The following is a 26,111-nucleotide window of genomic DNA, read 5'->3' on the forward strand; positions in this document are numbered from 1 at the left end:
GCGTCGCGCGCCCGGAGCAGCGATGCCGATGCTCGTGATGACGTTACGCGCGGATCCGGGATACTCCCTCTCGCGGGAGCAATGCTACCGGAGCAACACTGCCTCGGAGAACGACATTGCATGGTGGAATAGTCGTCGTGACCTCGACTTCGCACCCAGACCACATCGAACACGGCATCGCTCCCCTGGAGACCCGGCCCCAGAACTCCTGGGCCCGGGCGATCGGCTCGCTCATCTTCGTGAGCCGCTGGCTGCAGGCCCCGCTCTACCTCGGCCTGATCGTCGCCCAGCTGGTCTACGTCGTCGTGTTCATGGTGGAGCTGTGGCACCTGATCGCCGAGGACGTGTTCGGCGACATCACGCACATCGAAGAGGCCACCATCATGCTGACGGTGCTCGGCCTGATCGACGTCGTGATGATCGCGAACCTCCTCATCATGGTGATCATCGGCGGATACGAGACCTTCGTCTCGCGTATCAACACGGAGGGGCACCCGGATCAGCCCGAGTGGCTCTCGCACGTCAATGCGAACGTGCTCAAGGTGAAGCTCGCGATGGCGATCATCGGCATCTCCTCGATCCACCTGCTCAAGACATTCATCGAGGTGGGCGGGATGAGCGAGTCGGGGATCAACGAGGACGGCGAGAAGTACACCCCGACCGGCGTCCTCTGGCAGGTCGTCATCCACTGCGTGTTCATCCTCTCGGCCCTCGCGCTGGCCTGGATCGACAAGATGTCGCAGAGCACGGCGAAGGCCGCGCACGCTGCGGCGCAGACCGCTCCGCAGAACGCCGCGCACTGATCTGAGACGATCGGGCGTCCGTCGACACTTTCCCAGTGAGAGACACCGAACGGAAACAGGATGCCCGTGCAGACGAGTGATCAGAGATGGGCCGCGCAGGCCGCAGCAGGCGACGAGAGCGCCTTCCGCGAGCTGTACCGAGCCCACGTACGACCGGTCTACTGGATCGCCAACGGCATCCTCGCGTCGCCCGCCGACGCCGAGGATGTGACGCAGGAGACCTTCGTGGTCGCGTGGCGCAAGCTCCCGGGGCTCGAGCTCCAGGGCGAGTCGATCCTGCCGTGGCTGGCGACGATCTGCCGATTCCAGGCGGCGAACCGGCTCCGCCAGCGCCGCCGTGACCAGGCTCACACGGCCGAGGCCCTCGACGAGGAGCTGCCGGACACGGTCAGCGTCGAGGAGCAGGTCATCACCGCGGATCTCGCGGCGCGGATCGCCGCCGAGGTCGGCACACTGAGCGAGCTCGATCGCGAGATCTTCCGCCTGTGCGCATCCGAGGGCTATGCCTATCAGGCCGCAGCCGAAGAGCTCGGCGTGAGCCACGCCGTCGTCCGGAACCGTCTCTCCCGAGTGCGCACCCAGTTGCGCGGCGCTGTGAAGGAAGCGAGAGACGCATGAACGACCAGACCACCCGAGACGAGCTCCCCGAGCTCTCCGACGAGACCATCGCCCGCATCGAGACCTCCGTGTTCTCGGCGATCGAGGCGGAGCGCCCACGCGTGGCGGCACCGTCCGCGGACCGTGCGCGGACCAGACGGCGTCGCTGGCTGACCGGCGCCGGAGTCGCGGCCGCCTTCGTCGTCGGCGTCCTCGTGACACCCCCGATCCTCGGCGCCGTCGGCGGCGGATCGATGATGACCGCGGACGGTGCCGGTGGAAGCGTCGCCGAGTCCGGCGCCGCCTCCCCCGACCGGAGTCTCGAGATCGCTCCCGGTGCCGTGGATGAGGCGGCGACCGACCCTTCTGCGCTTGCCGGCAAGGAGCTCGCGGTGAGCGACCGGGAGATCATCGCCACCGCCCGCGCCACCGTGCAGGTCAAGAGCATCACGGATGCCGCCGCGGCCATCGCCGCCCTGGCCGAGGAGCGCGGCGGCTACGTAGAGAGCACGGAGATCGGCAAGGCCGTGGCGGTCGACGGCACGACCGAGCCCGTCCCCGCCGATTCCGGCTACGGATGGATCAGCATCCGCGTGCCCTCCGCCGAGCTGTCCGACGTGATCGCCGCTCTCGAGGATTCGGGCGAGGTGCTGTCCTCCTCGATCTCGAAGCAGGACGTCACCTCGGTCGCGATCGACCTCCGCGCCCGCGTCGACGCGACGAAGGCATCCGTCACGCGGCTCACCGAGCTCATGGCCCAGTCGGGCAGTGTCTCGGAGCTGATCGAGGCGGAGGTCGCGCTGACCGACCGTCAGGCGCAGCTCGAGTCCTATGAGCAGCAGCTCGCGTCGATCGAGGATCAGGTCGCGATGTCGACGCTCCAGGTCGAGCTGACCCGCACCACCGCGCCGACGACGGCGGACCCGGCCGGATTCGGCGATGGGCTGCTGGCCGGCTGGAACGGCCTCGTGGTCTCGCTGAACGCACTCGTCATCGCCGTCGGCTTCCTCCTCCCCTGGCTCGCGGTCGCCGGGTTCGTCGTGCTGGTCGTGTGGCTCATCCGCCGGGCCCGTCGCACCCGGCGCGCGAGACGGAACGCGACGACGACGGCGTCCGACGCGGACTGATCGTCTGATCGAGAGCGGCTCCCGGCATCCGTCGGGGGCCGATCTTCGTTGATTTTCCGGGGTATACAAGAAGTCTTGTGGAAACTGCGGGGCCGCACATAGCGTTCTTCCCGTGGAAGACATCTCCGTGATCACCGCCGTGCACCACCCACTGCGTCGCCGCATGTTCGACTATCTGCTGCTGTTCGGCGCCTCGCAGGTGACAGCGCTCTCCCGTGCGCTCGACAGCCAGGTGGGGAGCATCAGTCACCATCTGCGGATGCTGGAACGCGCGGGCATCGTGGAGCGTGTGGAGGATCCGACCGGCGACAAGCGCACCAGCTGGTGGAGAGTCGCACGCCGCGGCCTGACCTGGTCGGCCGACGACTTCGCCGATTCCCCCGCCGACGCACTCCTCGCACGTGAGGCGCAGCGCCAGGGCATCCGCCTGCAGTTCGAGCGGCTGCAGCGCTGGCACCGCCACCGCCACGATGCGGACTACGCAGATTACGACGGCTACAGCACCGACAGCACCGCCTGGGCGTCACCGGCCGAGCTGCAGGACCTCTCGATGCGGCTCCTCGCCACGATCCGCGACTGGCAGGAGTCGATCGACGTCCGAGACGGGCAGGACCGCACCCCGGTCTTCCTCTTCGCCCACGCCTTCCCCTCGGAGCCCTGATGACCGCTGTCGTCGATCCGGTGCAGATGCGCGAGGTTCCACCGTTCCGCCGCGATCGTCTCGTGCACGCGTGGATCGGGGTGAAGGCCCTGTCGGACGCCGGAGATGCGCTCTGGACCATCGCGCTGGTCTGGACGGCTGTGCAGACCGCCTCTCCCGCCGTCGCCGGCCTGATCGTCGCCGCCGGCACCGTGCCGCGAGCGGTGGTGCTGCTGTTCGGGGGCGTGATCGCGGATCGAGCCGATGCGCGCCTGGTCATGCTCCTGTTCAACACCATCCGAGTCGGCGTGCTCGTCGCGGTGACGCTCTGGGTGCTCGCCACCCCGCCGATCGTGGCCGTGCTGCTGTTCGCCGCGATCGCGTTCGGCGTGTGCGACGCCTTCTACGAACCCTCGGCCGGCACGATCTCGCGCCGACTGGTCCGGGCATCCGACCTGCCGGCCTACGGCGCCGCGGCGCAGACGGCGTCGCGTCTGGGGACCATGGGCGGCGCCGCCGTCGGGGGCGTCATCGTCGCCCACGCCGGTCTCTCAGGGAGCGCAGCCGCGAACGCGCTGACCTTCACGTTCGTCGTCGCTTTCCTCGCGATCTGGCTGCGACCGCGCTTCCTGCTCGCGCGCGCCGAGAAGGAGTCCGCGCTGCGCGGGATCGCCGGCGGCTTCCGCCATCTCGCCGCCACCCCCACGACACGCACGCTCGTGCTCGCCCTCTCCGGCCTCAACCTGGCCGTGGGACCGGCGGTCGGCATCGGACTCGCGCTGCGAGCGCACGACCAGGGTTGGGGCGCGCCGGCCGTCGGACTCTTCGAGGCGCTTCTCGGCCTGGGCGCGGCGATCGGCGCCGTCTCCGTCGCGAAGTGGCGTCCGCGCCGCGAGGCGGTCGCAGGGTTCTGGGCGCTCGTCGTGCAGGGCGCGGCAATCGTCGCCCTCGGATTCGGGCCGATCTGGACCGTGGCGGCATCCGCCTTCGTCGTCGGCGCGACGGCCGGATACGCCTCGGTGCTGCTGAGCGCGACGTTCTCGGCGACCGTCGACACCGCCTATCTCGGACGCATGGGCTCGATCACGCGGCTGGGCGACGACTGCCTGATGCCGCTCGCCATGGCCGGGTTCGGTGCGCTGGCTTCGGCGACCTCCGTCTGGGTGCCCTTCGTGCTCTTCGGGGTCACGATGATGGGGCTGATGGTCGTGCCTCTCCGCACCGGCACCTTCCGCGAGATGTCTTTGCGCTCCGGCCGATGACACCCGAATACGAGGAAAGCCCCCGGCGAACCGGGGGCTTTCTCGTGTCGTGTGACCCCAGCGGGATTCGAACCCGCGTTACCGCCGTGAGAGGGCAGCGTACTAGGCCGCTATACGATGGGGCCGTCTGGCCGGACGTTTCCGTCCCGCGACAACCGTTCAAGTATGCCACGACGATTCTCGGTCCGCAAAATCGAGGCCGCCCTTCGCGAACTCTCGGGCGTGGCGGGCGGCGAATGTGTTTGCCGCCGAGCGTCCGAAGGGGTTGACTCGTCTCATGCGCGTCACGAAGTTCGAACATGCCACCCTCCGTCTCGATGTGGACCAGGACACCCTGCTCATCGATCCGGGATCCTTCACGACCCCGCTGGTCGACCTCGGCGGCCTCGTCGGCGTCGTGATCACGCACGAGCACCCGGATCACTGGACTCCGGACCACCTGGATCGCATCCTGCGTGATGCCCCCGGGACCCCGATCTACGCACCGTCCGGCGTCGCGCGCGCTGCCGAGGGATACGAGATCACCGTCGTCGCTCCCGGCGACACCATAGAGGTCGGCGCGTTCACCCTGCGGTTCTTCGGCGGCACGCACGAGGTCATCCACTCCTCGCTCCCGGTCGTCGAGAACGTCGGCGTGCTCGTCAACGACGAGCTCTACTACCCGGGCGACTCCTACGCGGTGCCGGAGGGCGTCGAGGTCGACACGCTCGCAGCTCCGCTGGGCGCGCCGTGGCTCAAGATCGGCGAGGCCATGGACTACGTGCTCGCGGTGAAGCCGAAGCGCTCGTTCGGCACCCACGACATGACCCTCTCCGTCATCGGCAAGAACATGCACCGCCAGCGCCTGCAGTGGGCGACGGAACAGGGCGGCGGCGCCTTCACGGTGCTCGAACCCGGCGACTCGCTCGACCTGTGACAGGCCCCGTTCGTCGGCTCCTGCCGGAGCCGACACCTCGTCTGCGCTTCCGCGAGATGACCGCCGGAGACCTCGATGCGATGGCCGAACTGCTGGGCGACCCCGAGGTGATGGCGTACTACCCGGCGCCGAAGACCCGGTCGGCGAGCGCCGACTGGATCGCACGCATGCGGGACAGATACGAGAGCCACGGCCACGCCCTCTGGATCATCGAGACGCACGACGGCGTGTTCGTGGGCGACTGCGGCATCACGTGGCAGTCGGTCAACGAAGCTCCGGTGCTGGAGGTCGGCTACCACGTGCACCGATCCCTGCAGCGGCAGGGGCTGGCGACCGAGGCGGCGCGCGCATGCGTGAATCTGGTCGCACGGGAGTTCGCGCCGACGCTGCTGACCGCGATCATCCATCCGGACAACACCGCGTCGCGCCGTGTCGCGGAGAATCTGGGCATGACCCACATCGACGATGACCACGCGCATCCGTGGATCGTTCGCACCGTGATGGGGATGCAGGTCTCTCCGCGTTAGCTCCGCGTGATCGCCCGCACCCGGAGCGAGCGCTCCAGATGGTCGCGCTGCTCGATGACGAGGCGCCGGAGGGCCGCGGGCGCCTCCGCGTGCTCAGCGAGCCATGCGTCTACCCGGTCCAGGGAGTCGCCCGCGGGGAAGAGCCCGACCACGAGGCGTCTCGCCAGCTCGATGCTGCGCGCGTCCCACGCCTCGCGGATCCGGGCGAAGTACTCCGCGTCGAACGCCGCGATCAGATCGCGACGCCCTCCCGCCCGGAAGCCGGCGATCTCGGCATCCAGATGGTCGTTGCTCAGCGAGTGATCGGTCCACGCCGTGTTCCAGGCCTGCCGACGCACCTCCGCATCCGGGCGCGACGACAGGGCGCGCCGCTCGGCGGTGCGCCCGCTGCCGGTGTCGTCGCGCGCGAGCTCGGCGGCGATGTCGTCGGCGCCCGCATGGCCCGTCGTCACGAGAGCCGTGAGCAGCTGCCAGCGCAGATCGGGGTCGACGGTGAGACCGTCCGGAACCCGGCCGTCGAGCATCGCCCGCAGCTCGACGTGCCGCACGTCGTCGAAAGCGGATGCCGAGGCGAGAGCCCTCGCCCACGACAGCTGCGCGTCGCCGCCAGGCTCCGCGACCTGCAGAGCGCTCCACGCCGCTTCTGTCCAGGCGCGCTGCTCGTCGGCGCGGTGCGCGTCGGGGACGAACTGGCGGACCGCCACGGCGGCGTTGGCGAGCACACCGGAGAGCAGCCCGATGTTCCCCTCCCCCGGGGCGTGCGTCCGCACGATCGAGAGGTAGCGACGCGCATCGAGCACGCCGTCGCGGGTCGCGTTCCACAGCGACGACCACACGAGGGCCCGCGCCAGCGGATCATCGACCGCGGACAGCGACTCCTCGACGGTGCGGAGCGAACGCTCGTCGAGCCGGGCCTTCGCATACGTGAGGTCGTCGTCGTTGACCAGCACGAGATCGGCCTCGCCGAGCTCGATCTCGGTCTGCTCGCCGACGATGTCGAGTTCGCGCTGCTCGCGACGCACCACGCGCCCGTCGACGCGGTCGTAGAGACCGATGCGCACGCGGTGCGGGCGCGGATCGGTCTGCCGCAGCGTGCGGCGGCCCTCGGCATCCGTCTCGATCCACAGGGCCGACACCCCGGATGTCTGCAGCCATGCGCGCGACCAGTCGCTCATGTCGCGGCCCGACACGGCGCTCAGCTCGACGAGGAAGTCGTCCAGGGTCGTGTTGCCGAAGGCGTTCGCGGCGAAGTACCGGCGCGCTCCCTCGAAGAAGGCATCGTCGCCCACGAACGCGACGAGCTGCTTGAGCACGGCGGCGCCCTTGGCGTACGTGATGCCGTCGAAGTTCAGCTTCGCGGCCTCGAGGTCGGTGATGTCGGCGACGATCGGGTGGGTGGTCGGCAACTGGTCCTGCTGATACGCCCAGGCCTTGCGGTTCGCGGCGAACTTCACCCATGCGTCGTGGAATCGCGTCGCGACCGCTGAGGCGTGCGACCCCATGTAGTCGGCGAACGACTCCTTCAGCCAGAGGTCGTCCCACCACTTCATCGTGACGAGGTCCCCGAACCACATGTGCGCCATCTCGTGCAGGATCGTGTTCGCGCGGGCGGCGCGCTGGGCGTCGGTGGCCGCTCCGCGGGAGATGTACCCCTCGGTGAACGTCACGAGACCCGGGTTCTCCATGGCGCCGAGGTTGTACTCGGGCACGAAGATCTGATCGTACTTCCCCCACGGGTACGGGTAGGCGAAGGCATCCGTGAAGAAGTCGAGGCCCTGTCGGGTGATCTCGAGGATCTCGTCGGACTCCAGGTGCTTCGCGAGGGAACGGCGCACGAACACGCCGAGCGCGATGCGCTGGTCGTCGCGCTCCCAGGCTCCGTCGACCCGCGCGTAGGGACCGGCGGCGACGACCGTGATGTAGCTCGAGATCGGCAGCGTCGGGGCGAACTGCACGCGCTGCACGCCGAGGCCGGGATCGGTGCGCTCCGGGGCCTGGTTGGAGAGGACTTCCCAGCCGGAAGGCGCATCCACGACGAACGTGTAGGCGGCCTTCATGTCGGGCTGCTCGAAGCAGGCCATCACCCGGCGGGAGTCCGCGGGCTCGTACTGCGTGTAGAGGTACGTCGCATCGTCGACGGGATCATGGAACCGGTGCAGTCCCTCCCCCGATCGGCTGTAAGCCCCGACGGCCTCGACGCGGACCACGTTGGCAGTCGTCAGCCCCGACAGCACGATGCGGGCGCCGTCGTACTCGACAGGGCGCTCCTCACCGTTCACGACGACGCGACGCACCTCTTCTCCGATGAAGTCGAGCCAGGTCGCGTCGACCGTCGCGTCGAACTCGAGAGTCGTCGTCGTCGGGAAGCCGGTGCGTGCGCGCTCCGGCGCTCCGGTCAGGTCGAGCTCGACGCGGATGCTGCGCAGAGTGACCGCCGCGGATCGCGCCGCGGTCTCCTGTCGGCTGAGGTTGGCGGTGTCCATCCCACCATCCTTTCATCCGGCGGCTACCGGCCCGGACGCCCGCCCTCGCTCAGCGCCGACGCTCTCTCTTCTCGCGCCGTCCGGCCTTGCGGCTCTTCTCGGGCCCGCCGAGCAGACGACGGATGGCCGTCTCCGGCGTCACGGTCAGATCGAGCGTCTGTCCGCGGGCGTAGAGCCGGAAGACACGGGGGTCGATGTAGCTGCCGCGCGCGACGGCCGTCGTGTTCCCGAGTGCCGTCGCAGTCGCCTGGACCGCGAGACGCTCCGCCCTGGCCCGATCCCCGCGACGGTCGAGCTCGCCGATCCGCGCCAGCGCGTCCGCGGCGGTGATCGTGCCGTGCAGGGTCCGGAAGTCCTTCGCCGAGAACGTGGCACCCGTGATCTCGCGCACGTACGCGTTGACCTCCGCCGGAGTGATGCGCACGCGCCGACGCCCCTTGCGGTAGGCGAGGAGGAACTCCCGTGGGCCACCCGCGGCGAATTCGGTGAGGGCCTCGGCGAGGGAGTCGTCCGTGATCTCGATCGACGCCGTCCTGCCGCTCTTCGCGGGGAAGGACAGGGCGACAGCGCTGCCGTCGAGCTTCACGTCGCGTCTGCGCAGGGTCGTCAGCCCGCGGCTGCCGTGACGCACGAGGTACCGCTCGGATCCGATGCGGAGCGCGGCGTCGTCGAGCAGGCGGAAGGCGATCGCGAGAGCCTTGGCCTTCGTCTGCCCGTCGTCACCGAGCGCGCGGGTCACCTGGGCCCTGGCACCCGGAAGCGCGGCGGCGAGGTCGAGCGCGCGGATGAACTTGCGTCGATCACGCGAGACCCGCCAGAGCGGGTGATACAGGTACTGCTTGCGTCCGGCTTCGTCGATGCCCACGGCCTGGATGTGAGCCAGGGGGTCGGCGGCGATCCAGACGTCGGTCCATGCCGGCGGGATCACCAGGTCGCTGACCCGCTCCCGATCGGCCTCCGGAGCCGTCTCACCCGCCGCATCCACGTAGCGGAACCCGGACCCGGATCGCACACGACGGAATCCGGGGTCCTGCCCGGGAACGACGCGGTTCAGTCTCGCCATCCGCTCTGCCTCCTCGACTCATTGTCGGATCGAGGATGTCGTGCTTGCTTCGCCACTGAAAGGGAGTGGCGTCGCGTGCTCTGCCGTGCTAACGCGCCTCAGCACGGGGTGCGGCGAAGGCGCTGCGCATATGGTCGCTCGTGAGGAAGTCGGCGATGCCGATCATGATCAGGCTGAAGACGATCTGCTCGGAGACCATCCAGAGCGGGTAGAGGCCGGGGATCGCCGCCATCACGAGCGTGATCACCGGGAAGATCTGCGCGAACAGCCGCAGCCGTCGATACGCCCACCGCCATCCTCGCCGCGCCCGCCAGGCGAAGTAGAACAAGGTGGCGGTCATCGCGAGCACGACCAGCGTCCGCATCCAGACGGCGAAGGAGACCGGCTCCCCCTCGACGGCGAGCAGCAGCGCGACCACGACGGCTCCGACGCCGATCACGAGCTCGACGACGAGAAGCCAGAGGATCCAGGTGAACGCTCGCACGGTCTTGGGGTGTGTGCGGTCGGCCTCGCTGATCGCGACGCCGGCCTGCCGCCCGCCCGCGATCCGGTCGAGACGGAGGAAGAGGGATTCCAGAGCCATGGCTGGAGCCTAAGGGCTTCGACCCCCGCCGTCGTCGTCCGTTCGATGGATGCCGGAAAGGCCCGCAGCCCCGGCATCCGCTCCGCCATCGGCACCGACCGACGACACTCCGTTCGCCTCGGGCAGGACGACCCGTTCGAGCACCAGGGCCAGCACGCCGACGGCGAGGCTCCCCGCGATCATCACGCCGATGAACCAGCCGTCCCATCCCCCGCCGAGCATCACACCGGCCACGAGCGGTCCCGTGATGGCGCCGCCCTGGAAGGCCGCGGAGTTGATCGCGTTGTAGCGCCCTCTCGTGCGGTCGGAGGCGAGATCGTTGTAGATCGCGGGGACCGTGGGCTGCAGCATCGTCTCCCCGAATGCGAAGACGCCCATGAAGGCGATCACACCGATCGCTGCCGTCACCGAGCCGGGAAGGACTCCCGTCGCTCCGAGAATCACCCACGACAGCGCCCAGATGAGCGCCATCACCTGCATGACCCTGGTGCGTCGTCGGCCGGAGATGAGCCGGAGCACCGCGAACTGCAGCAGAACGATCACCGCCGTGTTCACGGCGAAGGAGAGGCCGACCACCTGCGTCGACACCTCGGAGACCTGCCGCGCGAATGCCGGGAACCCCGCCTCCATCTGCCCGTATCCGATGAACACGGCCAGGAACGTCAGCAGGGTGAGCCACAGGACGGCCGGCCGACGGAGGATCTCGCGGTACCCGCCGACCGGGGGTGCGTCGGCCTCGGCCTCGTGCTGAGTGCGCACGTGGCGGAGCGGTCCGAGCAGCAGCGCCAGCGGGATGAGACTGCTCGCCGCATCGACCAGGAAGATCGTCGTGAACGTCGTGGGGTCGTGCACGTCGACGAAGAACCCGCCGATCACACCGCCGACGCCGATGCCGAGATTCACCAGAGCGAAGTTGACGCCGAAGTACTGCTGACGCACCTCGCCGTCGACGACCGTGGCGATGAGCGCGTTGAACCCCGGCCATGAGACGCCGAAGTTGACGCCGATGAGGATGACGGCGACCGCGGCGACCGCCGGATGCGTGGCGAACGCGAGCAGCGCGCAGCCCGCGATCATCGACAGGAGTCCGACGATCAGCACGCGCCGCGCGCCGAAACGGTCGATCAGCGTCCCGCCGGGGCCCGTGACGATCAATCCGGTGATCGCGATGAGGCTCATCAGCGCGCCCGAGATGCCGAGATCGAATCCGCGGACCTCGTGGAGATAGATGATCGTGAACGGGAGCGTCATCCCTCGACCGAGAGTCTGGATCGCCACGGTCGACAGCAGCCAGCGCCCTTCGGTGGGCAGCGCGTTCCAGAAGCTTCTCATGCCGGTCACCCGAGCATTCTTCCCGATGCCTCCGACATCCTCCGTGCGCAGGGCCGGATCACCCGAACGCGAATCCGGATTGTCCGGATCCCACCGGTTCTGGGATGATCCTGAACATGGCACTGTCACTCGAGGAGTTCCGCGCCGCCCTGCTGAGCGCGGACGGACGCCGTCACCTCGGCATCACGCTGACGGATGCCGAGGCGCAGCAGGTGCACGACGACCCGGCATCCGCGCAGAGCTGGTACTCCTACTGGCTCACGACCCCCGCCGCCGCGGCCGCTCCCGCGACGACGCCGTATCCCGCCGTACCGCAGGTCCCCTCACCTCCGGCGCCCGCACCCCCGGCGCCCGTGCCGCAGGCTCCCCTCGGCGATCACGATCTGACGCGGATCCTGCCCGCCGCACCCGGGGCGTACGCGGGTGGATCTCCGTACCCTTCGGCCCTCTCCCCGACGGACACGGCTCCGCGGAAGAAGAACGTCGGACTCTGGGTCACTCTCTCGATCCTCGGGGCCCTGCTGCTGATCGCGGCGATCGTCGTCGTCTTCGCCTTCACGACCGCGCGCCACTGGACCAAGGTCGATGTGCCCGAGAAGCCGGAGACGTTCCACAGCGAGGAATTCGAGACCGGACGGTTCGACGTGGCCATGGACGCGGTCAACCCCTGCTTCGTGAACCAGGACTGGACCGACTGCATCACCGTGATGCAGGCGCAGTACGACGCGACGTGCGCCGGTGTCGAGCTCACCGAGTCGGCCGCCGCCCTGTGCGCGGACTACCTCGCGGCCGTCGACGAGATGAGAGCCCTCGACGAACCGGGGTCGTACGTCGCCTCGCTCGGCGACTACGGCAGCCTCTCGCGCACTGCGGAGATCGACACCCGGCAGGTGTCCAACAACGGCCAGGCACCGGCCGTGACCCACGAGGCCGTCTGCTACCTGGGCTTCATCGGAGAGTGCGAGTAGTCCGGGATCAGCTCCGCGGCAGAGCGAGAACGCGCTCGAACGCCGCGTCGGCCGCGGCATCGACGATCTGACGATCCGGGTTCGCGTCGTACCACGCCAGGATCTCGTGCGCTCCCTTATCGAAGGTGACCGTGGTGCGGAACTCGGGCACGAGGCCCTTCACCTTGCTGTTGTCGAAGACCATCGAGTGCGCCTTGTCGCCCAGCAGGCCATCACCCCACGCGGGGTGCACCGCCGCGATCGTGTCGGACGCGACGTGCACGAGCTCGGGATCGACGCCGGCCGCCGCTCCGAGCCATCGATAGATCTGATCCCACGTCGGCGCGTGATCACCCGTGATGTGGAACGCGTCGCCCACGGCGGCAGGATGGCCGAGGAGACCCACGAACCCCACCGCGAAATCCCGAGTGTGCGTGATGGTCCACAGACTGGACCCGTCGCCGTGCACCACGACCGGCTTGCCCGCGCGCATCCGGGCGATGTCGGTCCATCCGCCGAGCGTCGGCACCGAGGTCGCGTCGTAGGTGTGCGACGGCCGCACGATCGTCGCGGGGAAGCCGCGTTCCCGGTAGGCCGAGACGAGCCGGTCCTCGCAGGCGATCTTGTCTCGCGAGTACTGCCAGTGCGGATTGCGCAGCGGCGTGGACTCGGTGACCGGAAGACGTGACGGCGGCGTCTGGTACGCCGACGCCGAGCTGATGAACACATACTGCCCGACCCGGCCCTCAAAGAGATCGACGCCAGACTGCACCTGATCCGGCGTGAAGGACAGGAAGTCCGCCACGACGTCGAAGTCCTCCCCGGCAGCGTCCAGCGCCGCCCGGGTCGCCTCCGGATCCCTGATGTCGGCGACGATCGACCGGGCACCCTCGGGCAGCGGACGGATGCCGGTGGTCCCGCGGTTGAGCACCGTGACGTCGTGGCCGAGGTCGAGGGCGTGCGACACGCTGGCGGAGCTGATGATCCCCGTGCCGCCGATGAACAGGATCCGTTGTGGGCTCATGACGTCAGTCTGCCAGGAGCGCCGCACGGAGAACCACTCGCTTCAACGAAAAAACCCCCGCTCACGCGAGGGTTCTCATCTTGCTGGGGTACCTGGACTCGAACCAAGAATAACGGAACCAGAAACCGTCGTGTTGCCAATTACACCATACCCCAAGGGCGAAACCGGAGCCTCGCACCGAGAATCAAGCCTACCGGAGCAGGGGCAGAACGCCAAAACGCCCCGTGTCTCCCGCGCCCCGGGCGCGTCGCGCGCGACCCGTCATGCCGATGTTTCCGCGTCCGCGCGCTGACGAGCCCGGAAGTTCGCCGCCTTCACCCGGTTGCCGCAGGTCTTCATGGCGCACCACTCGCGCCGATGACCGCGAGACCGATCGAGATACACCTGAGTGCACTCGGGGCGAGCGCACTCGCGCAGCAGCGCCGCATCCTCTCCTCCGACGATCTCGACGGCCTGGCGAGCCAGGGACGACAGCCCTTGGGCGACGGTTCCCGATCGCCGCACGACGCCGTCGAGCCGCACGCCGATCGGCATCCCCTCGGCGAAGCCGTTCACGATCTCTCTCGCCGGGCCGGGAATCGCATCACCTCGCCGTCGAGCGCTCACGAGGTCGTAGACGGCCTCACGCAGGGCGATGGCCGCCTCGAGGTCGCCGGTCGCAACGTCCGGAGCATCGTGGACCAGCCCGGATTCCTCGAACCATGCCGTGAGCGCGGCATCCGAGTCGAGCTTCTCCGTGGGCGACGCGTTGCGGCGCGCGCGCAGCGTTCCGACGAAGTCGAGGGCGGGCGTCCCGCAGGGAAAGGCGTGCATAGCGTAACCATTCTGGCGGGTCACAAGCAATTGTGCAATCCGGAATAACCTGCTTGACAAGTTACGTTGAGTTGAGCAAGAGTCGTAACCGCTTCAACAAGTTACGCAGATCACCCACACGAACAGGCTCATCATGGAACTCACACTCGAGATCGTCGTCCTCCCCGTCTCCGACGTCGATCGCAGCAAGGCCTTCTACACGCGTCTCGGCTTCCGCCTCGACGCGGACTTCACCACCGATCGCGGTCTGCGCGTCGTCCAGGTGACGCCTCCGGGAAAGGGAACGGCGTCGATCATCTTCGGCGAGAATCTGACGGATGCCGCTCCTGGCTCGGTGCGCGGACTGCACCTCGTCACCCCCGACCTCGAAGCGGCCCGTGCCGAACTCGTCGCCGGCGGCGCAGTCGTCTCGGAGATATGGCACGACGCCGACGGGATCTTCCACTGGGCGGGCGATCGGAACCGTCTTCCGGGCGCGAACACCCAGCACGACAGCTACTCGTCGTACGTCTCGTTCGACGATCCCGACGGGAACGAGTGGATCATCCAGCAGATCGTCGATCGCCTCCCCGGGCGTTGATCACCGAAGCCGGGACCACCATGGATGAGACGACGCGCATCCTCCAGGACCTTCTCACGCGCGCGGCCGCGGCGCATGGCGTGCACGAGCAGGAGGACCTCGGCGGGATCTACGACGAGCAGTGGCCGCAGTGGTACGCGGCCCACATGACCGCGACGCTCGTGGAGCGAGGGCTCCGCCTCGTCGCGGACGACGCGAGCCGAGAGGACCCGGGACTCGGGGAACTCAGCTCGCGAGGAACTCGGCGAGACCCCGCAGACGGCGCAGTGATTCGTCCTTCCCGAGCAGCTCCATCGACTCGAAGAGCGGCGGCGAGACCCGACGACCGGTGATCGCGACACGCGGCGGACCGTAGGCGACACGCGGCTTGAGCTCCAGCGTCTCGACCAGCGCGTGGGCGAGGGCATCCTGGATCTTCTCCGGGGTGAACTCGCTCACCGGCTCGAGCGCCGCGACACACGCCTCGAGCACCTCGGCGGCGTTCGCCGGCAGGCCCTTGAGCGCATCGGCGTCGTACGAGACGTCATCCGTGAACAGGAAGCCGACCATGCCGGGCACCTCGCCGAGCAGCTGCACGCGCTCCTGCACCAGCGGCGCGACACGGAAGGCCGTGACGAGCTGCTCGCGGGTCGGCTCGTCGAAGAGGCCGGCGGCCGCCAGATACGGGATCGTGCGCTCGGCGAAATCCTTCTCCGCCAGCGTGCGGATGTGGTCGCCGTTGATGGACTCGGCCTTCTTCTGATCGAAGCGTGCCGGGTTCGGGTTGACGTTCTCGACGTCGAAGGCGGCGGTGAACTCCTCCAGGGAGAAGACGTCGCGATCGTGCCCGATCGACCAGCCGAGCAGGGCCAGGTAGTTGAGCAGGCCCTCCGGGATGAAGCCGCGATCGCGGTGCAGGAACAGGTCGGCCTGCGGGTCGCGCTTCGAGAGCTTCTTGTTGCCGGTCTCCCCCAGCACGAGAGGCATGTGCGCGAAGCGCGGCACGAAGGTCGTGACGCCCGCCTCGATGAGCGCCGCGTAGAGCGACAGCTGGCGTGCGGTCGACGGCATGAGGTCCTCGCCGCGCAGGACGTGCGTGATCCCCATCAGCGCGTCGTCCACCGGGTTCACGAACGTGTAGAGCGGGATGCCGTTCGGCCGCACGACGACGAAGTCGGGGAAGGACCCCGCCGGGAAGGTGACCTCGCCGCGGATGAGGTCGACGTAGGTCAGGTCCTCGTCGGGAACGCGGAGGCGCAGAGCGGGCTGGCGGCCCTCGGCGCGGAACGCCTCCTTCTGCGCGTCGGTGAGGTCGCGATCGAAGTTGTCGTAGCCGAGCTGCTTCGCCCGGCCGTTCGCCTCGTTGCGGGCGTCGATCTCCTCCGCGTTCGAGAAGCTCTCGTAGAGGGCGCCCGAATCGAGGAGCTTGTCGATGACCCCGCCGTAGATGTCGTGGCGCTCGGACTGCCGGTAGGGCGCGTGCGGTCCGCCGACCTCGACACCCTCGTCCCAGTCGATCTTGAGCCAGGTGAGCGCGTCGAGCAGCTGGCGGTAGCTCTCCTCGCTGTCACGCGCAGCATCGGTGTCCTCGATGCGGAACACCATCTTGCCGCCGTTATGACGCGCGTACGCCCAGTTGAAGAGGGCGGTGCGCACGAGGCCGACATGCGGCAGGCCGGTCGGCGAAGGGCAGAAGCGGACGCGGACGTCGGCACCACGTGCAGTCGTGGTGAGGGGGTGAGGGGTAGCCATAGCCCTTCGATTCTAGTTGGCGATGCCCGGCTCTCCGACGGCTCGACCGGTGTGCCGGGGCGACGTATCGGGACACTCCGGGTAACAGACGCTCACCCCCGGTAATCCGGGGCGCGAGATCCGCGACCGGCTCCTATCGTTGCGGCACACGTTCCCCACAGGAAGGCACACCATGACCATCGCAGACGCAGTGACCACAGGCCTCGGAGACCGCTGGCGCGAGGCCGCACCCCCGCGGACGAGCATCGAGTGGCTCGATCGCGCTCAGGAGGTCGCCGACATCCTGTCGGTCGACGCCGTCGAACGCGATCGCGCCAACGCCGCCCCGCACCTGGAGGTGCAGCTGCTCAAGGACTCCGGACTCGTCACGCTGCTCGGCCCGGTCGCGCACGGCGGTGCCGGCGAGAGCTGGGAGACGGCCTACAAGGTCATCCGGACCGTCGCACGCGGCGACGGATCGATCGGACAGGTGCTCGGGTACCACTACCTCTGGGCGTGGGCGGCCCGGCTGGTCGCGACGGACGAGCAGATCGCCGCCGTCGAGGAGCTCTACACCGTGAACCGCTTCGTCTTCGGCGGTGCGGTCAATCCTCGCGATTCCGACCTGGTGATCCGCGAAGAGGGCGACGACCTCGTCTTCTCCGGGACCAAGTCGTTCTCCACCGGCGGCCGGGTCTCGGATCTCACGGTCCTCGAAGGAATCCTCGAGGGCACGGACACCCACATCTTCGCCATCGTGCCGACCGCGCAGGAGGGCATCGTCTTCGCCGGCGACTGGGACAACCTGGGTCAGCGGCTCACGGAGTCCGGATCGGTCGAGATCCGCGACGTGCGGGTGCCCTGGGCCTCCGCCGCCGGGTTCGTGGACAAGGTCTTCCAGCCGCTCACGTACAACACGCTGAACGTGCCCGCGATCCAGCTCGTGTTCGCGAACTTCTACCTCGGCATCGCGCAGGGCGCGCTCGAGACGGCCTCGGCCTACACCCGTACGACCACCCGGGCATGGCCGTACGGCGGTGACGACAAGCAGCGCGCCACCGACGAGTGGTATCTGCTCGAGGGCTACGGGACGCTGGCATCCAAGCTCTGGGCGGACGAGGCCCTGCTGGATGCCGTGGGCGCGGAGATCAGCGCGGTCCTGCATGCCCCGCGCGAGGAGCTCACGGCGCGCCGGCGCGGCGAGATCGCGGTGCGGATCGCGGCGGGCAAGCTGCGGATCGTCGATGACGGTCTCGAGGTCGCCACGAAGGTCTTCGAGCTCACCGGTGCCCGCGCGTCGGCGAACTCCGTCGGGCTCGACATCTTCTGGCGGAACCTCCGCACGCACAGCCTGCACGACCCGATCGCCTACAAGAAGCGCGAGGTGGGCGACTACGTGCTGCGCGGCGAGGTGCCGGAGCCGACCTGGTACACGTGAGCTGCGTCGCGGGATCTCAGCGGGACGACGTGCGCCCGAGCGGCGAGAGCACCACGATCACGACCACCAGGACGGATGCCGCGACGCCGAGCCCCGCGTACTGGAAGTTCGAGAGGACGACACCCGCGAGCACGGATCCGGCCGCGGCGGAGAGGCTCATGAGCGAGTCGCTGCGCCCCTGCCGGCGCGTGCGGACGTCCGGTGCCGATGCCTCGGTCAGGAGTGCGGCGCCGGCCACGGTCGCCGCACTCCAGCCGAGTCCGAGCAGGATCAGCGCGACGATCACGCCCCATTGCTCGGTTCCGGAGAAGATCGCGAAGGCCAGCGCGCCGGCGAGCAGGACCTGGCCGAGCAGCACGACCCGGAGCCGGCCCCAGCGATCCGCCAGCACACCGAAGACCGGCGAGAGCGCGTACATGCCGCCGACATGCAGCGCGATGGTGATGCCGACGAGAGCCGAGACGTCTGCGGGCGTCGGAGCCATCCCGTGGGCACCGTGCGCCATGTGCGAGAGGTGCACGGGAGTCATCGCCATGACGGACGCCATCACGACATGGGACCCCGCGACCGCGAAGATGGCGTACCTCGCCACCACCGGTCGGTCGGCCACGATCGCGCCGGTGGTGGCGGCCGCCGCCTTCGCGAGTCGCTGGGCCGCCAGCAGCGGGTCGGGGCGCAGTGCGACGACGTACAGGATCAGCGCCGCGCACTGCGCGACGAAGGAGAACACATAGGAGCCGGTCTGCGGCGGCATCCCGATCGCCTGGCCGACGATCTCGCCCGGCCCCAGCAGCAGTGGTCCCGCGACTCCCCCGATGGTGGTCGACCAGACGACGATCGAGAGGTCCCGACCGCGATGCTGCGGAGCGGCGAGGTCGGTCGCCGCGAACCTCGACTGCAGGTTGCCGGCGTTGCCGGCGCCGATCATCAGGATCCCCGCGAGCAGCAGCGGGAACACCCGGAGCGACGCGGCGAGGATCACCACCGCGATGCCCACGAGGGCGAACAGGTTCCCCAGGGTGAGGGCGCGCCGACGCCCGACCCGTGCAGCCAGCCGAGCGAGAGGGATGGCGCAGACCGCCGCGCCGAGTGTCACCGACGCGGTCGCGAGACCGGAGAGCGCATCGCTGCCCGAGATGTCCGCGGCGAGCAGAGCGCCCAGCGACACCGTGGCACCGAATGCGATCCCGCCGAGCACCTGCCCGAACGACAGCACGAGCACGGTGCGCCGCTGCACGGCGGACTGCTCGGCCGCCGTCAGGACGACGTCGGTCATGACGCGGGTGCGGCGTCGCGTGCGCTGTTGCGGAGGATCCCCAGACCTGTGATCTCGACCTCGACGACGTCGCCGGCGCCGAACTCGCCCACGCCGGCCGGGGTGCCGGTCATGATGACGTCACCGGGAAGAAGCGTGAAAACGGCGGATGCGTACTCGATGATCGCCGGGACCGAATGGATCATGTCGGTGAGCGGCGCCTGCTGGCGCACCTCGCCGTTCACGCGGGTCTCGATGCTCGCGGATGCCGGATCGAAGTCCGTCTCGATGACCGGACCCAGCGGACAGAACGTGTCGAAGCCCTTCGCGCGCGACCACTGGCCGTCCTTGCGCTGCAGATCGCGCGCGGTCACGTCGTTGCCGATCGTGTAGCCGAGCACGTAGTCGAGCGCGTTCTCGGCCTTCACGTTCTTCGCGATCTTGCCGATCACGACCACCAGCTCGCCCTCGTACTCGGTGCGCTCGGACAGAGTCGGCCGCACGATCGCGTCGCCCGGCCCGATCACCGCGGTGTTCGGCTTGAGGAAGAGGAGCGGCTCCTCGGGAGCCACTCCCCCCATCTCGGCGGCGTGATCGTGATAGTTCTTGCCGACGCAGACGACCTTGGACCGCGGGATCACCGGGGCGAGGAGCGCCGCATCCGCCAGCGGCACGCGCGCACCCGTCGTCTCGTATCCCGAGAACATCGGGTCTCCGGCGAGCACGACGAGGTCGGTCCCGTCGATGATCCCGTACATGATGGCGTCGTCGTGGCTGAACCGGGCGATCTTCATGGTTCCAGCCTAGCGAGCGCGCTCCCCCTCAGGCGTCGAGGCGGAGCAGCCAGCCGTGCCGGTCCTCGCGACGACCGTACTGGATGTCGGTGAGCTCCTCGCGCAGCGACAGGGCCAGCTCGCCCAGGGGCTGCGGCTCGTCGAAGCCGTCGCCGACCAGCGCGCCGATCGGAGTCACGACCGCGGCCGTGCCGCACGCGAACACCTCGACGATGTCGCCCGATGCCACGCCCTCGCGCCACTCGTCGATCGAGATCGGCCGCTTCTCCACCGTGTACCCGCGGTCCTCCGCCAGCTGCAGCAGCGAGTCGCGGGTGATGCCCTCGAGGATGCTGTCGGACTCGGGCGTGACCACGCGGCCGTCCTTGAAGACGAACACGACGTTCATGCCGCCGAGCTCCTCGACGTTGCGGTGCTCGTTGAGGAAGACGACCTGGTCGCAGCCCTTCGCGCTGGCCTCGCTCTGCGCCAGCAGGCTCGACGCGTAGTTGCCTCCGGTCTTCGCCTTGCCGGTGCCGCCCTTGCCCGCGCGGGCGTAGTCCTCGGACAGCCAGATGCGCACGGGCTTCACGCCGCCGGAGAAGTAGGCGCCGGCGGGGCTCGCGATCACGTAGTACGCGACCTTCTGCGCCGCACGGACGCCGAGGAAGGCCTCCTTGGCGAACATGAACGGGCGCAGGTACAGACTCTGGTCGGCGCCCGATGGCACCCAGTGCCCGTCGACCTTGACGAGCTCGCGCAGCGACTGGATGAAGTACTCGGTCGGCAGCTCCGGCAGCGCCAGGCGCCGGGCGCTGGCCTGCATCCGCGCCGCGTTGCGGTCGGGGCGGAACGTGTGGATGGATCCGTCCTCGTGACGGTAGGCCTTGATGCCCTCGAAGATCTCCTGGGCGTAGTGCAGGACGGATGCCGCGGGGTCGAGCGCGATCGGCCCGTACGGCTGCACGCGCGGCCGGTGCCAGCCGCCCTTGGCGGACCAGCAGATGTCGACCATGTGGTCGGTGAAGACGACGCCGAACCCCGGGTTCTCGTGGACCTCGGCCACTCGCCCCGGCGAAGCCGCGGTCAGGTTCTTCGTCACCGCGAACTCCAGTGGAGCCACGGTCGCCTCAGCATCGATGGTCGTCATCTCGTCATCCATTCCTCGTGGGTGGGCGCATCGTCGCGCCCTCTCAGCCTACGCCTGAAGGTCAGAGCCGCGCGGCGATCGCGGAGCCGATCTCCGCCGTCGTGCGAGCCGCGCTGCGGGCGGCGATATCAGCCTCGACCGCCGCGCTCACGCGCGCGGATTCGTCGACGAGGCCGAGGTGGTCGAGCAGCAGCGCGACCGAGAGGATCGCGGCCGTCGGATCGGCCTTCTGCTGTCCGGCGATGTCCGGAGCGGAGCCGTGCACGGGCTCGAACATCGACGGGAACGCGCCGTCCGGGTTGATGTTCCCGGATGCCGCCAGGCCGATGCCGCCCGTGACGGCGCCGGCGAGGTCGGTGAGGATGTCGCCGAAGAGGTTGTCGGTGACGATGACGTCGAATCGCGAAGGGTCGGTCACCAGGAAGATCGTCGCGGCGTCGACGTGCAGGTAGTCGACGGACACGTCGGGGTGGGAGGCGGCGACCTCGTTCACGACCCGCTGCCAGATCGCGCCGGCGTGCACGAGCACGTTCGTCTTGTGCACCAGGGTGATCTTCTTGCCGCGCCGCTCGGCCAGCTCGAACGCGTAGCGCACGACGCGCTCGACACCGAACGCGGTGTTCACGGAGGTCTCGTTGGCGACCTCCTGCGGCGTGCCCTTGCGGATCGCGCCGCCGTTGCCCACATAGGGGCCCTCGGTGCCTTCGCGGACCACGACGAAGTCGATCTCGCCCGGGTTCGACAGCGGACCCGGCGCGCCCGTGAAGAGCTTCGACGGCCGCAGGTTCACGTAGTGATCGAGCGTGAAGCGGAGCTTGAGGAGGAGTCCGCGCTCGATGTTCGCGTCCTTGAGCCGGGGGTCCCCCGGCGTGCCGCCGACCGCTCCGAGGAGGATGGCGTCGTGTGCGGCGATGGCCTCGAGGTCGTCGTCGGTGAGCGTGTCGCCGGTCTCGAGGAAGCGCGCGGCCCCGAGCGAGAAGCGGGTCTTGTCGAAGACCACGTCGCTCTGCGCGGTGACCGCTTCGAGGACCTTCTCGGCCTCGGCGACGACCTCGGGACCGATGCCGTCACCGGGGATGACGGCCAGCTTCACGACACGCGACATGACACTCCTTGCACCGGGATGAGCCGGTCACGCTCTCCGCTCGTGGAGCGGACCGGTCATCCCAGCGTAGTGCTCAGTGCGAGGGGGCTTTGCGCAGTGTGACGGCGGCGATCACGCCCGCGAGGACGACGAGGCCCGCGCCGATCAGAGACGTCACCATCACGCCGGAGCCGAACGCCGCGGCAGCGGCGTTCCAGAGCGCGTCGCCGAGTGCCGCCGGGAGGTCGCGCGCCGCGGTGTAGGCACCGGCGAGCGTCTCGCGCGCGGCGTGCGCCACCTCCGCGGGCAGCCCCTCCGGCAGCGCGAGCGCTCCGCGGTAGAACGCCGTGATGATGCCGCCGAGGATCGCTGTGCCGAGCACGGCTCCGAGCTCGTAGGCCGTCTCGGACACCGCACTCGCGGCTCCGGCCTTCTCGGCCGGGGCGCTCGACAGGATCAGCTCGTTGGAGATCGTCTCCGCGGCGCCGATGCCGATCCCGAGCACGACGAACGCGATGATCAGCGGCGCGACGCCGTGCGCGTGGGTCGTGAAGGCGACGATGAGGTAGCCGGCCACCGAGAACAGCAGCGCGCTCGGCACGAGCACGTGCGGCGGGACACGGCGCGAGATCGGCACGACCGTGAGACCGGCCACGATCATCGCCGCCATGCCGGGCACCAGCGCGATGCCAGCGAGCATCGGCGACAGACCGAGCACCAGCTGCAGATGCTGGGAGACGAAGTAGAGGAAGCCGACCAGGGCGACGACACTGAGCAGGTTCACGAGGATGGCCCCCGAGAACGTCCCGCGCCGGAACAGCGCCATGTCGAGCATGGGCACCGTCGAACGGTTCTGCCGGCGGACGAACAGCACGCCCATCGCGATGCCGAGCAGCGCCCATCCACCCGCGACGAGCGACGGCCCATCGACGGCCAGCGACTTGATGGCGTAGACGACGGGGATCATCGCGGCCATCGACAGCACGATGCTGACAGGGTCGATGCGCCCCGGGTTCGGGTCACGGCTCTCCGGTACCAGGAGGGGCCCGCAGATCAGCAGCGGGATGAGGACGGGCACCGCGATGAGGAAGACCGACCCCCAGGCGAAGTGCTCGAGCAGGAACCCGCCGACGATCGGACCGAGCGCCGCACCGGCCGAGAAGGCCGAGGCCCAGACCGCGATCGCCATGCGGCGCTGGTCCCGGTTCTGGAAGATCGAGCGCAGCAGCGAGAGGGTCGACGGCATGAGCATCGCACCGAAGAAGCCGAGCAGCGCCCTGGCCGCGATCAGCAGCCCCGCGGTCGGCGCGAACGCGGCCAGTGCCGAGACGGCGGCGAAGCCGACGGCACCGATCAGCAGCATGCGACGCCGGCCGAACCGGTCGCCGAGGGTGCCCATCGTCACGAGGAGACCGGCGAGCACCAGCGGGTAGACGTCGATGATCCACAGCTGCTCGGCACCGGAGGGCGCGAGCGCGATGGAGATCTCGGGGAGCGCGAAGCTCAGCACCGTGTTGTCCACCGAGACGAGCAGCACCGGCAGCATGAGGACGACGAGCGCCGCCCAGCCGCGGGCCCCGACACGGGGAGCATCCGTCTCTGTCGTCGGGATCGACGCAGTACGGGTCATGGAACACCTCTCAGGATCTTGGCGGCCTCGTTAGTGAACCGTCCAGCTGGTATAGTAACAGATATGCCCCGCCCTCCCCTCGCACGTGAGAAGGTGCTCGACGCCTTCGAGTCCATCGTCATCGCCGACGGCGAGCGGGCGGCGACGCTCGACGCCACGGCCAGAGCAGCCGGTGTCTCCAAAGGCGGGCTGCTCTACCACTTCGGATCGAAGGAAGAGCTCGCGGCCGGGCTCCTGGAGCGGCTCGACACGCTGACCACTGCAGACCTCGAGGTCATGTCGGCAGCCGAGGAAGGGCCGGTCGCCTACTACATCCGCACCTCGGTCATGGAGGACGACGCCCTCGATCGCGCACTGATCGCCGCGTCGCGTCTCGCCCAGGGCGGCTCGGTCGCCGCGGCGGAGGGCCTGCGCAACAACCGGCGCCGCTGGGAGGACGCGATCCGTCCGCATGTGCGCGACCGGACGAGCCTCGACCTCGTGATGCTGCTCAGCGACGGCCTGTACTTCAACAATTCGCTCGACGTGCACGGGCCGGAGCGCCTCGTTCCCCATCACGACGAGCTCGCGGCCCTCATCGCCCTGGTCCTGAAGACCACCTCGTAGCCCCGAGCCGCCGAACGCGATGAGGGCGGAGAGGCTCTCGCCTCCCCGCCCTCATCGCGCGGTGATTCAGACCTCGGTGATCTCGATCTGACGGAACAGGTCGGCGTCGATCGCGGCGCTGACGTCTTCCAACAGATCCTCGGACACCGGCGAGTCGAGCGTCAGCACGCTGAGCGCCTGCGCGCCGGCCGCCTGACGAGCGATCTGCATTCCGGCGATGTTGATGCCCGCTTCGCCGAACTTCTGGCCGTACACCGCGACGATGCCGGGGCGGTCGGTGTAGAGCATGACGACGTGGTGCTTCTCGATCGGCAGCTCGAGAGTGTGGTCGTTGATCCCGACCAGCTTCTCGGCCTGCTTCGGACCGGTGAGCGTTCCGGAGACCGATAGCTGCGAGCCGTCGGAGAGCGCACCGCTGAGCGTGATCACGTTGCGGTACTCGTCGCTCACATCGTCCTTGAGCAGACGCACCGCGATGCCGCGCTGCTCGGCGAGCAGAGGCGCGTTCACGTAGGACACGGTCTCGCTCACGATGTTCGTGAAGACGCCCTTGAGGGCGGCGAGCTTGAGCACGCTCACGTCGTAGTCGTTGAGCTCGCCGTGCACCTCGACGTCGAGGCTCGTGAGCGGCGAGGTCGCGAGCGACGCGAAGATCTGGCCGAGCTTCTCGACGAGCGAGATGCCGGGGCGGACGTACGGGTCGATGACGCCGCCGGCGACGTTGACGGCATCCGGCACGAGGTCTCCCCCGAGCGCGAGCCGCACGGACTTGGCGACCGAGACGCCCGCCTTCTCCTGCGCCTCTTCCGTGCTCGCTCCGAGGTGGGGAGTGACGACGACGTTCGGCAGGTCGAGCAGCGGCCGTGCCGATCCTCCCTCTGCGGGCGGCTCGGAGGTGAAGACATCGAGTCCGGCACCGGCGATCTCGCCGGCGACGAGCGCCTCGTGCAGAGCCTCCTCGTCGATGAGGCCGCCACGCGCGACGTTCACGACGAACGCCGTCGGCTTCATCGCGGCGAACTGCTCCGCGCCGATCATGCCGGTGGTCTCCGGCGTCTTCGGCATGTGGATCGTGAGGAAGTCCGCCTCGGCCACGAGGTCGTCCAGCGACAGCAGCTGCACACCGAGCTGCTGCGCGCGGGCGGAGGTGACATAGGGGTCGTAGGCGACGACGCGCATGTCGAACGCGGCGAGGCGCGCGGCGACGAGCGCCCCGATCCGGCCGAGGCCGACGATGCCGACGGTCTTCTCGAAGAGCTCGGCGCCGGTGAACGAGCTGCGCTTCCACTGCCCGGCGGCGAGCGATGCGTGCGCAGCCGGAATGCGGCGGGCGAGGCTGAGGATGTGCCCGACCGTGAGCTCGGCGGCCGAGACGATGTTGGACGTGGGCGCGTTCACGACCATGACACCGGCAGCCGTGGCGGCCTTGATGTCGACGTTGTCGAGCCCGACGCCGGCACGGGCGACGACCTTCAGCTTCGGCGCGTGGGCCAGGGCCTCTTCGTCGATACGGGTGGCCGAGCGGATGAGCACCGCGTCCGCCTCGGCCAGCGAGGCGAAGAGCGCCTCGCGGTCGGTGCCGTCGACGTCACGGACGTCGAAGTCGGGGCCCAGAGCCTCGATCGTGGCGGGAGAGAGCACTTCGGCGATGAGCACAACGGGCTTCGGCACAGAGAATCCTTCGGGGCAGCGCGACAGGCGGGAGGGGCCGATGCGCCGCACACCATGGGGGCGCGATCACCTCAACTGTACCCGAGCGCTCGCGACG

24 protein-coding genes and 2 tRNA genes are annotated in these 26,111 nt (G+C 69.1%); 11 read left to right on the top strand and 15 right to left on the bottom strand.

Translation table 11 applies throughout. The features are described 5' to 3' along the window. Nucleotides 1-137: 137 nt before the first annotated feature. From MRBLWH11_RS15845 to MRBLWH11_RS15865, 5 genes are all read left to right on the top strand, one after another. Nucleotides 138-803 carry a TIGR00645 family protein gene (locus tag MRBLWH11_RS15845; protein WP_243408880.1) on the top strand — a complete coding sequence of 222 codons (666 nt, stop codon included), beginning with the start codon at nt 138-140 and terminating at the stop codon, nt 801-803. A gap of 60 nt (nt 804-863) precedes the next feature. Further along, the gene (locus tag MRBLWH11_RS15850) at nt 864-1,421 is read left to right on the top strand and encodes a sigma-70 family RNA polymerase sigma factor (protein WP_116635110.1); all 558 of its coding nucleotides are present in this window, start codon (nt 864-866) and stop codon (nt 1,419-1,421) included. Continuing rightward, a complete protein-coding gene (locus tag MRBLWH11_RS15855; RefSeq protein WP_341945510.1) occupies nt 1,418-2,527 on the top strand; it encodes a DUF4349 domain-containing protein in 1,110 nt (369 codons plus the stop codon). The genes MRBLWH11_RS15850 and MRBLWH11_RS15855 overlap by 4 nt, the downstream gene beginning before the upstream one ends. A gap of 112 nt (nt 2,528-2,639) precedes the next feature. Continuing rightward, entirely contained in the window at nt 2,640-3,188 is a 549-nt protein-coding gene (locus tag MRBLWH11_RS15860) for a winged helix-turn-helix domain-containing protein (protein ID WP_116635112.1), read from the top strand. After that, nucleotides 3,188-4,429: an MFS transporter gene (locus MRBLWH11_RS15865; protein ID WP_341945511.1), complete on the top strand. Its 1,242-nt coding sequence runs from the start codon at nt 3,188-3,190 to the stop codon at nt 4,427-4,429. Before MRBLWH11_RS15860 ends, MRBLWH11_RS15865 begins: the two co-directional genes overlap by 1 nt. Before the next feature lie 52 nt (nt 4,430-4,481). Here the strand turns inward: MRBLWH11_RS15865 and MRBLWH11_RS15870 are convergent. Continuing rightward, nucleotides 4,482-4,554 (bottom strand) — tRNA-Glu (locus MRBLWH11_RS15870). A gap of 152 nt (nt 4,555-4,706) precedes the next feature. Between MRBLWH11_RS15870 and MRBLWH11_RS15875 the strand changes: the two genes are divergently transcribed. Both MRBLWH11_RS15875 and MRBLWH11_RS15880 read left to right on the top strand, forming a co-directional pair. Next, the gene (locus MRBLWH11_RS15875) at nt 4,707-5,345 is read left to right on the top strand and encodes an MBL fold metallo-hydrolase (protein WP_341945512.1); all 639 of its coding nucleotides are present in this window, start codon (nt 4,707-4,709) and stop codon (nt 5,343-5,345) included. Beyond that, on the top strand, nt 5,342-5,872 hold the full coding sequence (locus MRBLWH11_RS15880) for a GNAT family N-acetyltransferase (RefSeq protein ID WP_341945513.1): 531 nt from the start codon (nt 5,342-5,344) through the stop codon (nt 5,870-5,872). The genes MRBLWH11_RS15875 and MRBLWH11_RS15880 overlap by 4 nt, the downstream gene beginning before the upstream one ends. Here the strand turns inward: MRBLWH11_RS15880 and pepN are convergent. The 4 genes from pepN to MRBLWH11_RS15900 form a co-directional block, all read right to left on the bottom strand. Further along, entirely contained in the window at nt 5,869-8,355 is a 2,487-nt protein-coding gene (gene pepN / locus MRBLWH11_RS15885) for an aminopeptidase N (protein WP_341945514.1), read from the bottom strand. The two genes, MRBLWH11_RS15880 and pepN, sit on opposite strands and share 4 nt — an antisense overlap. 49 nt (nt 8,356-8,404) lie before the next feature. Next, entirely contained in the window at nt 8,405-9,418 is a 1,014-nt protein-coding gene (locus MRBLWH11_RS15890; RefSeq protein ID WP_341945515.1) for a DNA topoisomerase IB, read from the bottom strand. An 88-nt stretch (nt 9,419-9,506) separates the two neighbouring features. After that, nucleotides 9,507-10,001, bottom strand: coding sequence for a hypothetical protein (locus MRBLWH11_RS15895; RefSeq protein ID WP_341945516.1), 495 nt, complete (start codon nt 9,999-10,001; stop codon nt 9,507-9,509). Between the two features lie 9 nt (nt 10,002-10,010). Continuing rightward, nucleotides 10,011-11,333, bottom strand: coding sequence for an MFS transporter (locus MRBLWH11_RS15900; RefSeq protein ID WP_341947846.1), 1,323 nt, complete (start codon nt 11,331-11,333; stop codon nt 10,011-10,013). A 116-nt stretch (nt 11,334-11,449) separates the two neighbouring features. On the opposite strand from MRBLWH11_RS15900, the gene MRBLWH11_RS15905 reads away from it, so the two are divergent. Further along, nucleotides 11,450-12,301 (top strand): hypothetical protein, encoded by an 852-nt coding sequence (locus tag MRBLWH11_RS15905; protein ID WP_341945517.1) that lies wholly within the window; start codon nt 11,450-11,452, stop codon nt 12,299-12,301. A 7-nt stretch (nt 12,302-12,308) separates the two neighbouring features. On the opposite strand, the gene MRBLWH11_RS15910 is transcribed toward MRBLWH11_RS15905, so the two are convergent. From MRBLWH11_RS15910 to MRBLWH11_RS15920, 3 genes are all read right to left on the bottom strand, one after another. Beyond that, a complete protein-coding gene (locus tag MRBLWH11_RS15910; RefSeq protein ID WP_341945518.1) occupies nt 12,309-13,304 on the bottom strand; it encodes an SDR family oxidoreductase in 996 nt (331 codons plus the stop codon). An 83-nt stretch (nt 13,305-13,387) separates the two neighbouring features. Further along, nucleotides 13,388-13,459, bottom strand: a tRNA-Gln gene (locus tag MRBLWH11_RS15915). Between the two features lie 106 nt (nt 13,460-13,565). Next, the gene (locus tag MRBLWH11_RS15920; RefSeq protein ID WP_341945519.1) at nt 13,566-14,117 is read right to left on the bottom strand and encodes an ABATE domain-containing protein; all 552 of its coding nucleotides are present in this window, start codon (nt 14,115-14,117) and stop codon (nt 13,566-13,568) included. Nucleotides 14,118-14,250: 133 nt separating this feature from the next. Between MRBLWH11_RS15920 and MRBLWH11_RS15925 the strand changes: the two genes are divergently transcribed. Further along, complete coding sequence (locus MRBLWH11_RS15925; protein ID WP_341945520.1) at nt 14,251-14,697, top strand: VOC family protein; 447 nt, start codon at nt 14,251-14,253, stop codon at nt 14,695-14,697. A 225-nt stretch (nt 14,698-14,922) separates the two neighbouring features. Here MRBLWH11_RS15925 and gltX read toward each other — a convergent pair whose 3' ends face one another. Beyond that, nucleotides 14,923-16,428: a glutamate--tRNA ligase gene (gene gltX / locus MRBLWH11_RS15930; RefSeq protein ID WP_341945521.1), complete on the bottom strand. Its 1,506-nt coding sequence runs from the start codon at nt 16,426-16,428 to the stop codon at nt 14,923-14,925. A 172-nt stretch (nt 16,429-16,600) separates the two neighbouring features. Here gltX and MRBLWH11_RS15935 point away from each other — a divergent pair, with 172 nt between their 5' ends. Further along, complete coding sequence (locus MRBLWH11_RS15935; protein WP_341945522.1) at nt 16,601-17,845, top strand: acyl-CoA dehydrogenase family protein; 1,245 nt, start codon at nt 16,601-16,603, stop codon at nt 17,843-17,845. Between the two features lie 16 nt (nt 17,846-17,861). Here MRBLWH11_RS15935 and MRBLWH11_RS15940 read toward each other — a convergent pair whose 3' ends face one another. From MRBLWH11_RS15940 to MRBLWH11_RS15960, 5 genes are all read right to left on the bottom strand, one after another. Next, complete coding sequence (locus tag MRBLWH11_RS15940) at nt 17,862-19,121, bottom strand: MFS transporter (RefSeq protein WP_341945523.1); 1,260 nt, start codon at nt 19,119-19,121, stop codon at nt 17,862-17,864. After that, the gene (locus tag MRBLWH11_RS15945) at nt 19,118-19,894 is read right to left on the bottom strand and encodes a fumarylacetoacetate hydrolase family protein (RefSeq protein WP_116635125.1); all 777 of its coding nucleotides are present in this window, start codon (nt 19,892-19,894) and stop codon (nt 19,118-19,120) included. The genes MRBLWH11_RS15940 and MRBLWH11_RS15945 overlap by 4 nt, the downstream gene beginning before the upstream one ends. Nucleotides 19,895-19,922: 28 nt before the next feature. Next, nucleotides 19,923-21,023: a branched-chain amino acid aminotransferase gene (locus tag MRBLWH11_RS15950; protein ID WP_116635415.1), complete on the bottom strand. Its 1,101-nt coding sequence runs from the start codon at nt 21,021-21,023 to the stop codon at nt 19,923-19,925. 61 nt (nt 21,024-21,084) lie between these two features. Beyond that, the gene (locus MRBLWH11_RS15955; protein ID WP_116635126.1) at nt 21,085-22,128 is read right to left on the bottom strand and encodes a 3-isopropylmalate dehydrogenase; all 1,044 of its coding nucleotides are present in this window, start codon (nt 22,126-22,128) and stop codon (nt 21,085-21,087) included. 73 nt (nt 22,129-22,201) lie between these two features. Beyond that, nucleotides 22,202-23,737 carry an MFS transporter gene (locus tag MRBLWH11_RS15960; protein WP_116635127.1) on the bottom strand — a complete coding sequence of 512 codons (1,536 nt, stop codon included), beginning with the start codon at nt 23,735-23,737 and terminating at the stop codon, nt 22,202-22,204. A 63-nt stretch (nt 23,738-23,800) separates the two neighbouring features. Between MRBLWH11_RS15960 and MRBLWH11_RS15965 the strand changes: the two genes are divergently transcribed. Next, the gene (locus MRBLWH11_RS15965) at nt 23,801-24,343 is read left to right on the top strand and encodes a TetR/AcrR family transcriptional regulator (RefSeq protein WP_341945524.1); all 543 of its coding nucleotides are present in this window, start codon (nt 23,801-23,803) and stop codon (nt 24,341-24,343) included. Between the two features lie 66 nt (nt 24,344-24,409). Here MRBLWH11_RS15965 and serA read toward each other — a convergent pair whose 3' ends face one another. Continuing rightward, a complete protein-coding gene (gene serA, locus MRBLWH11_RS15970) occupies nt 24,410-26,014 on the bottom strand; it encodes a phosphoglycerate dehydrogenase (protein ID WP_341945525.1) in 1,605 nt (534 codons plus the stop codon). Nucleotides 26,015-26,111: the final 97 nt, after the last annotated feature.

The organism is Microbacterium sp. LWH11-1.2 (assembly GCF_038397745.1).
Lineage (GTDB): Bacteria > Actinomycetota > Actinomycetes > Actinomycetales > Microbacteriaceae > Microbacterium.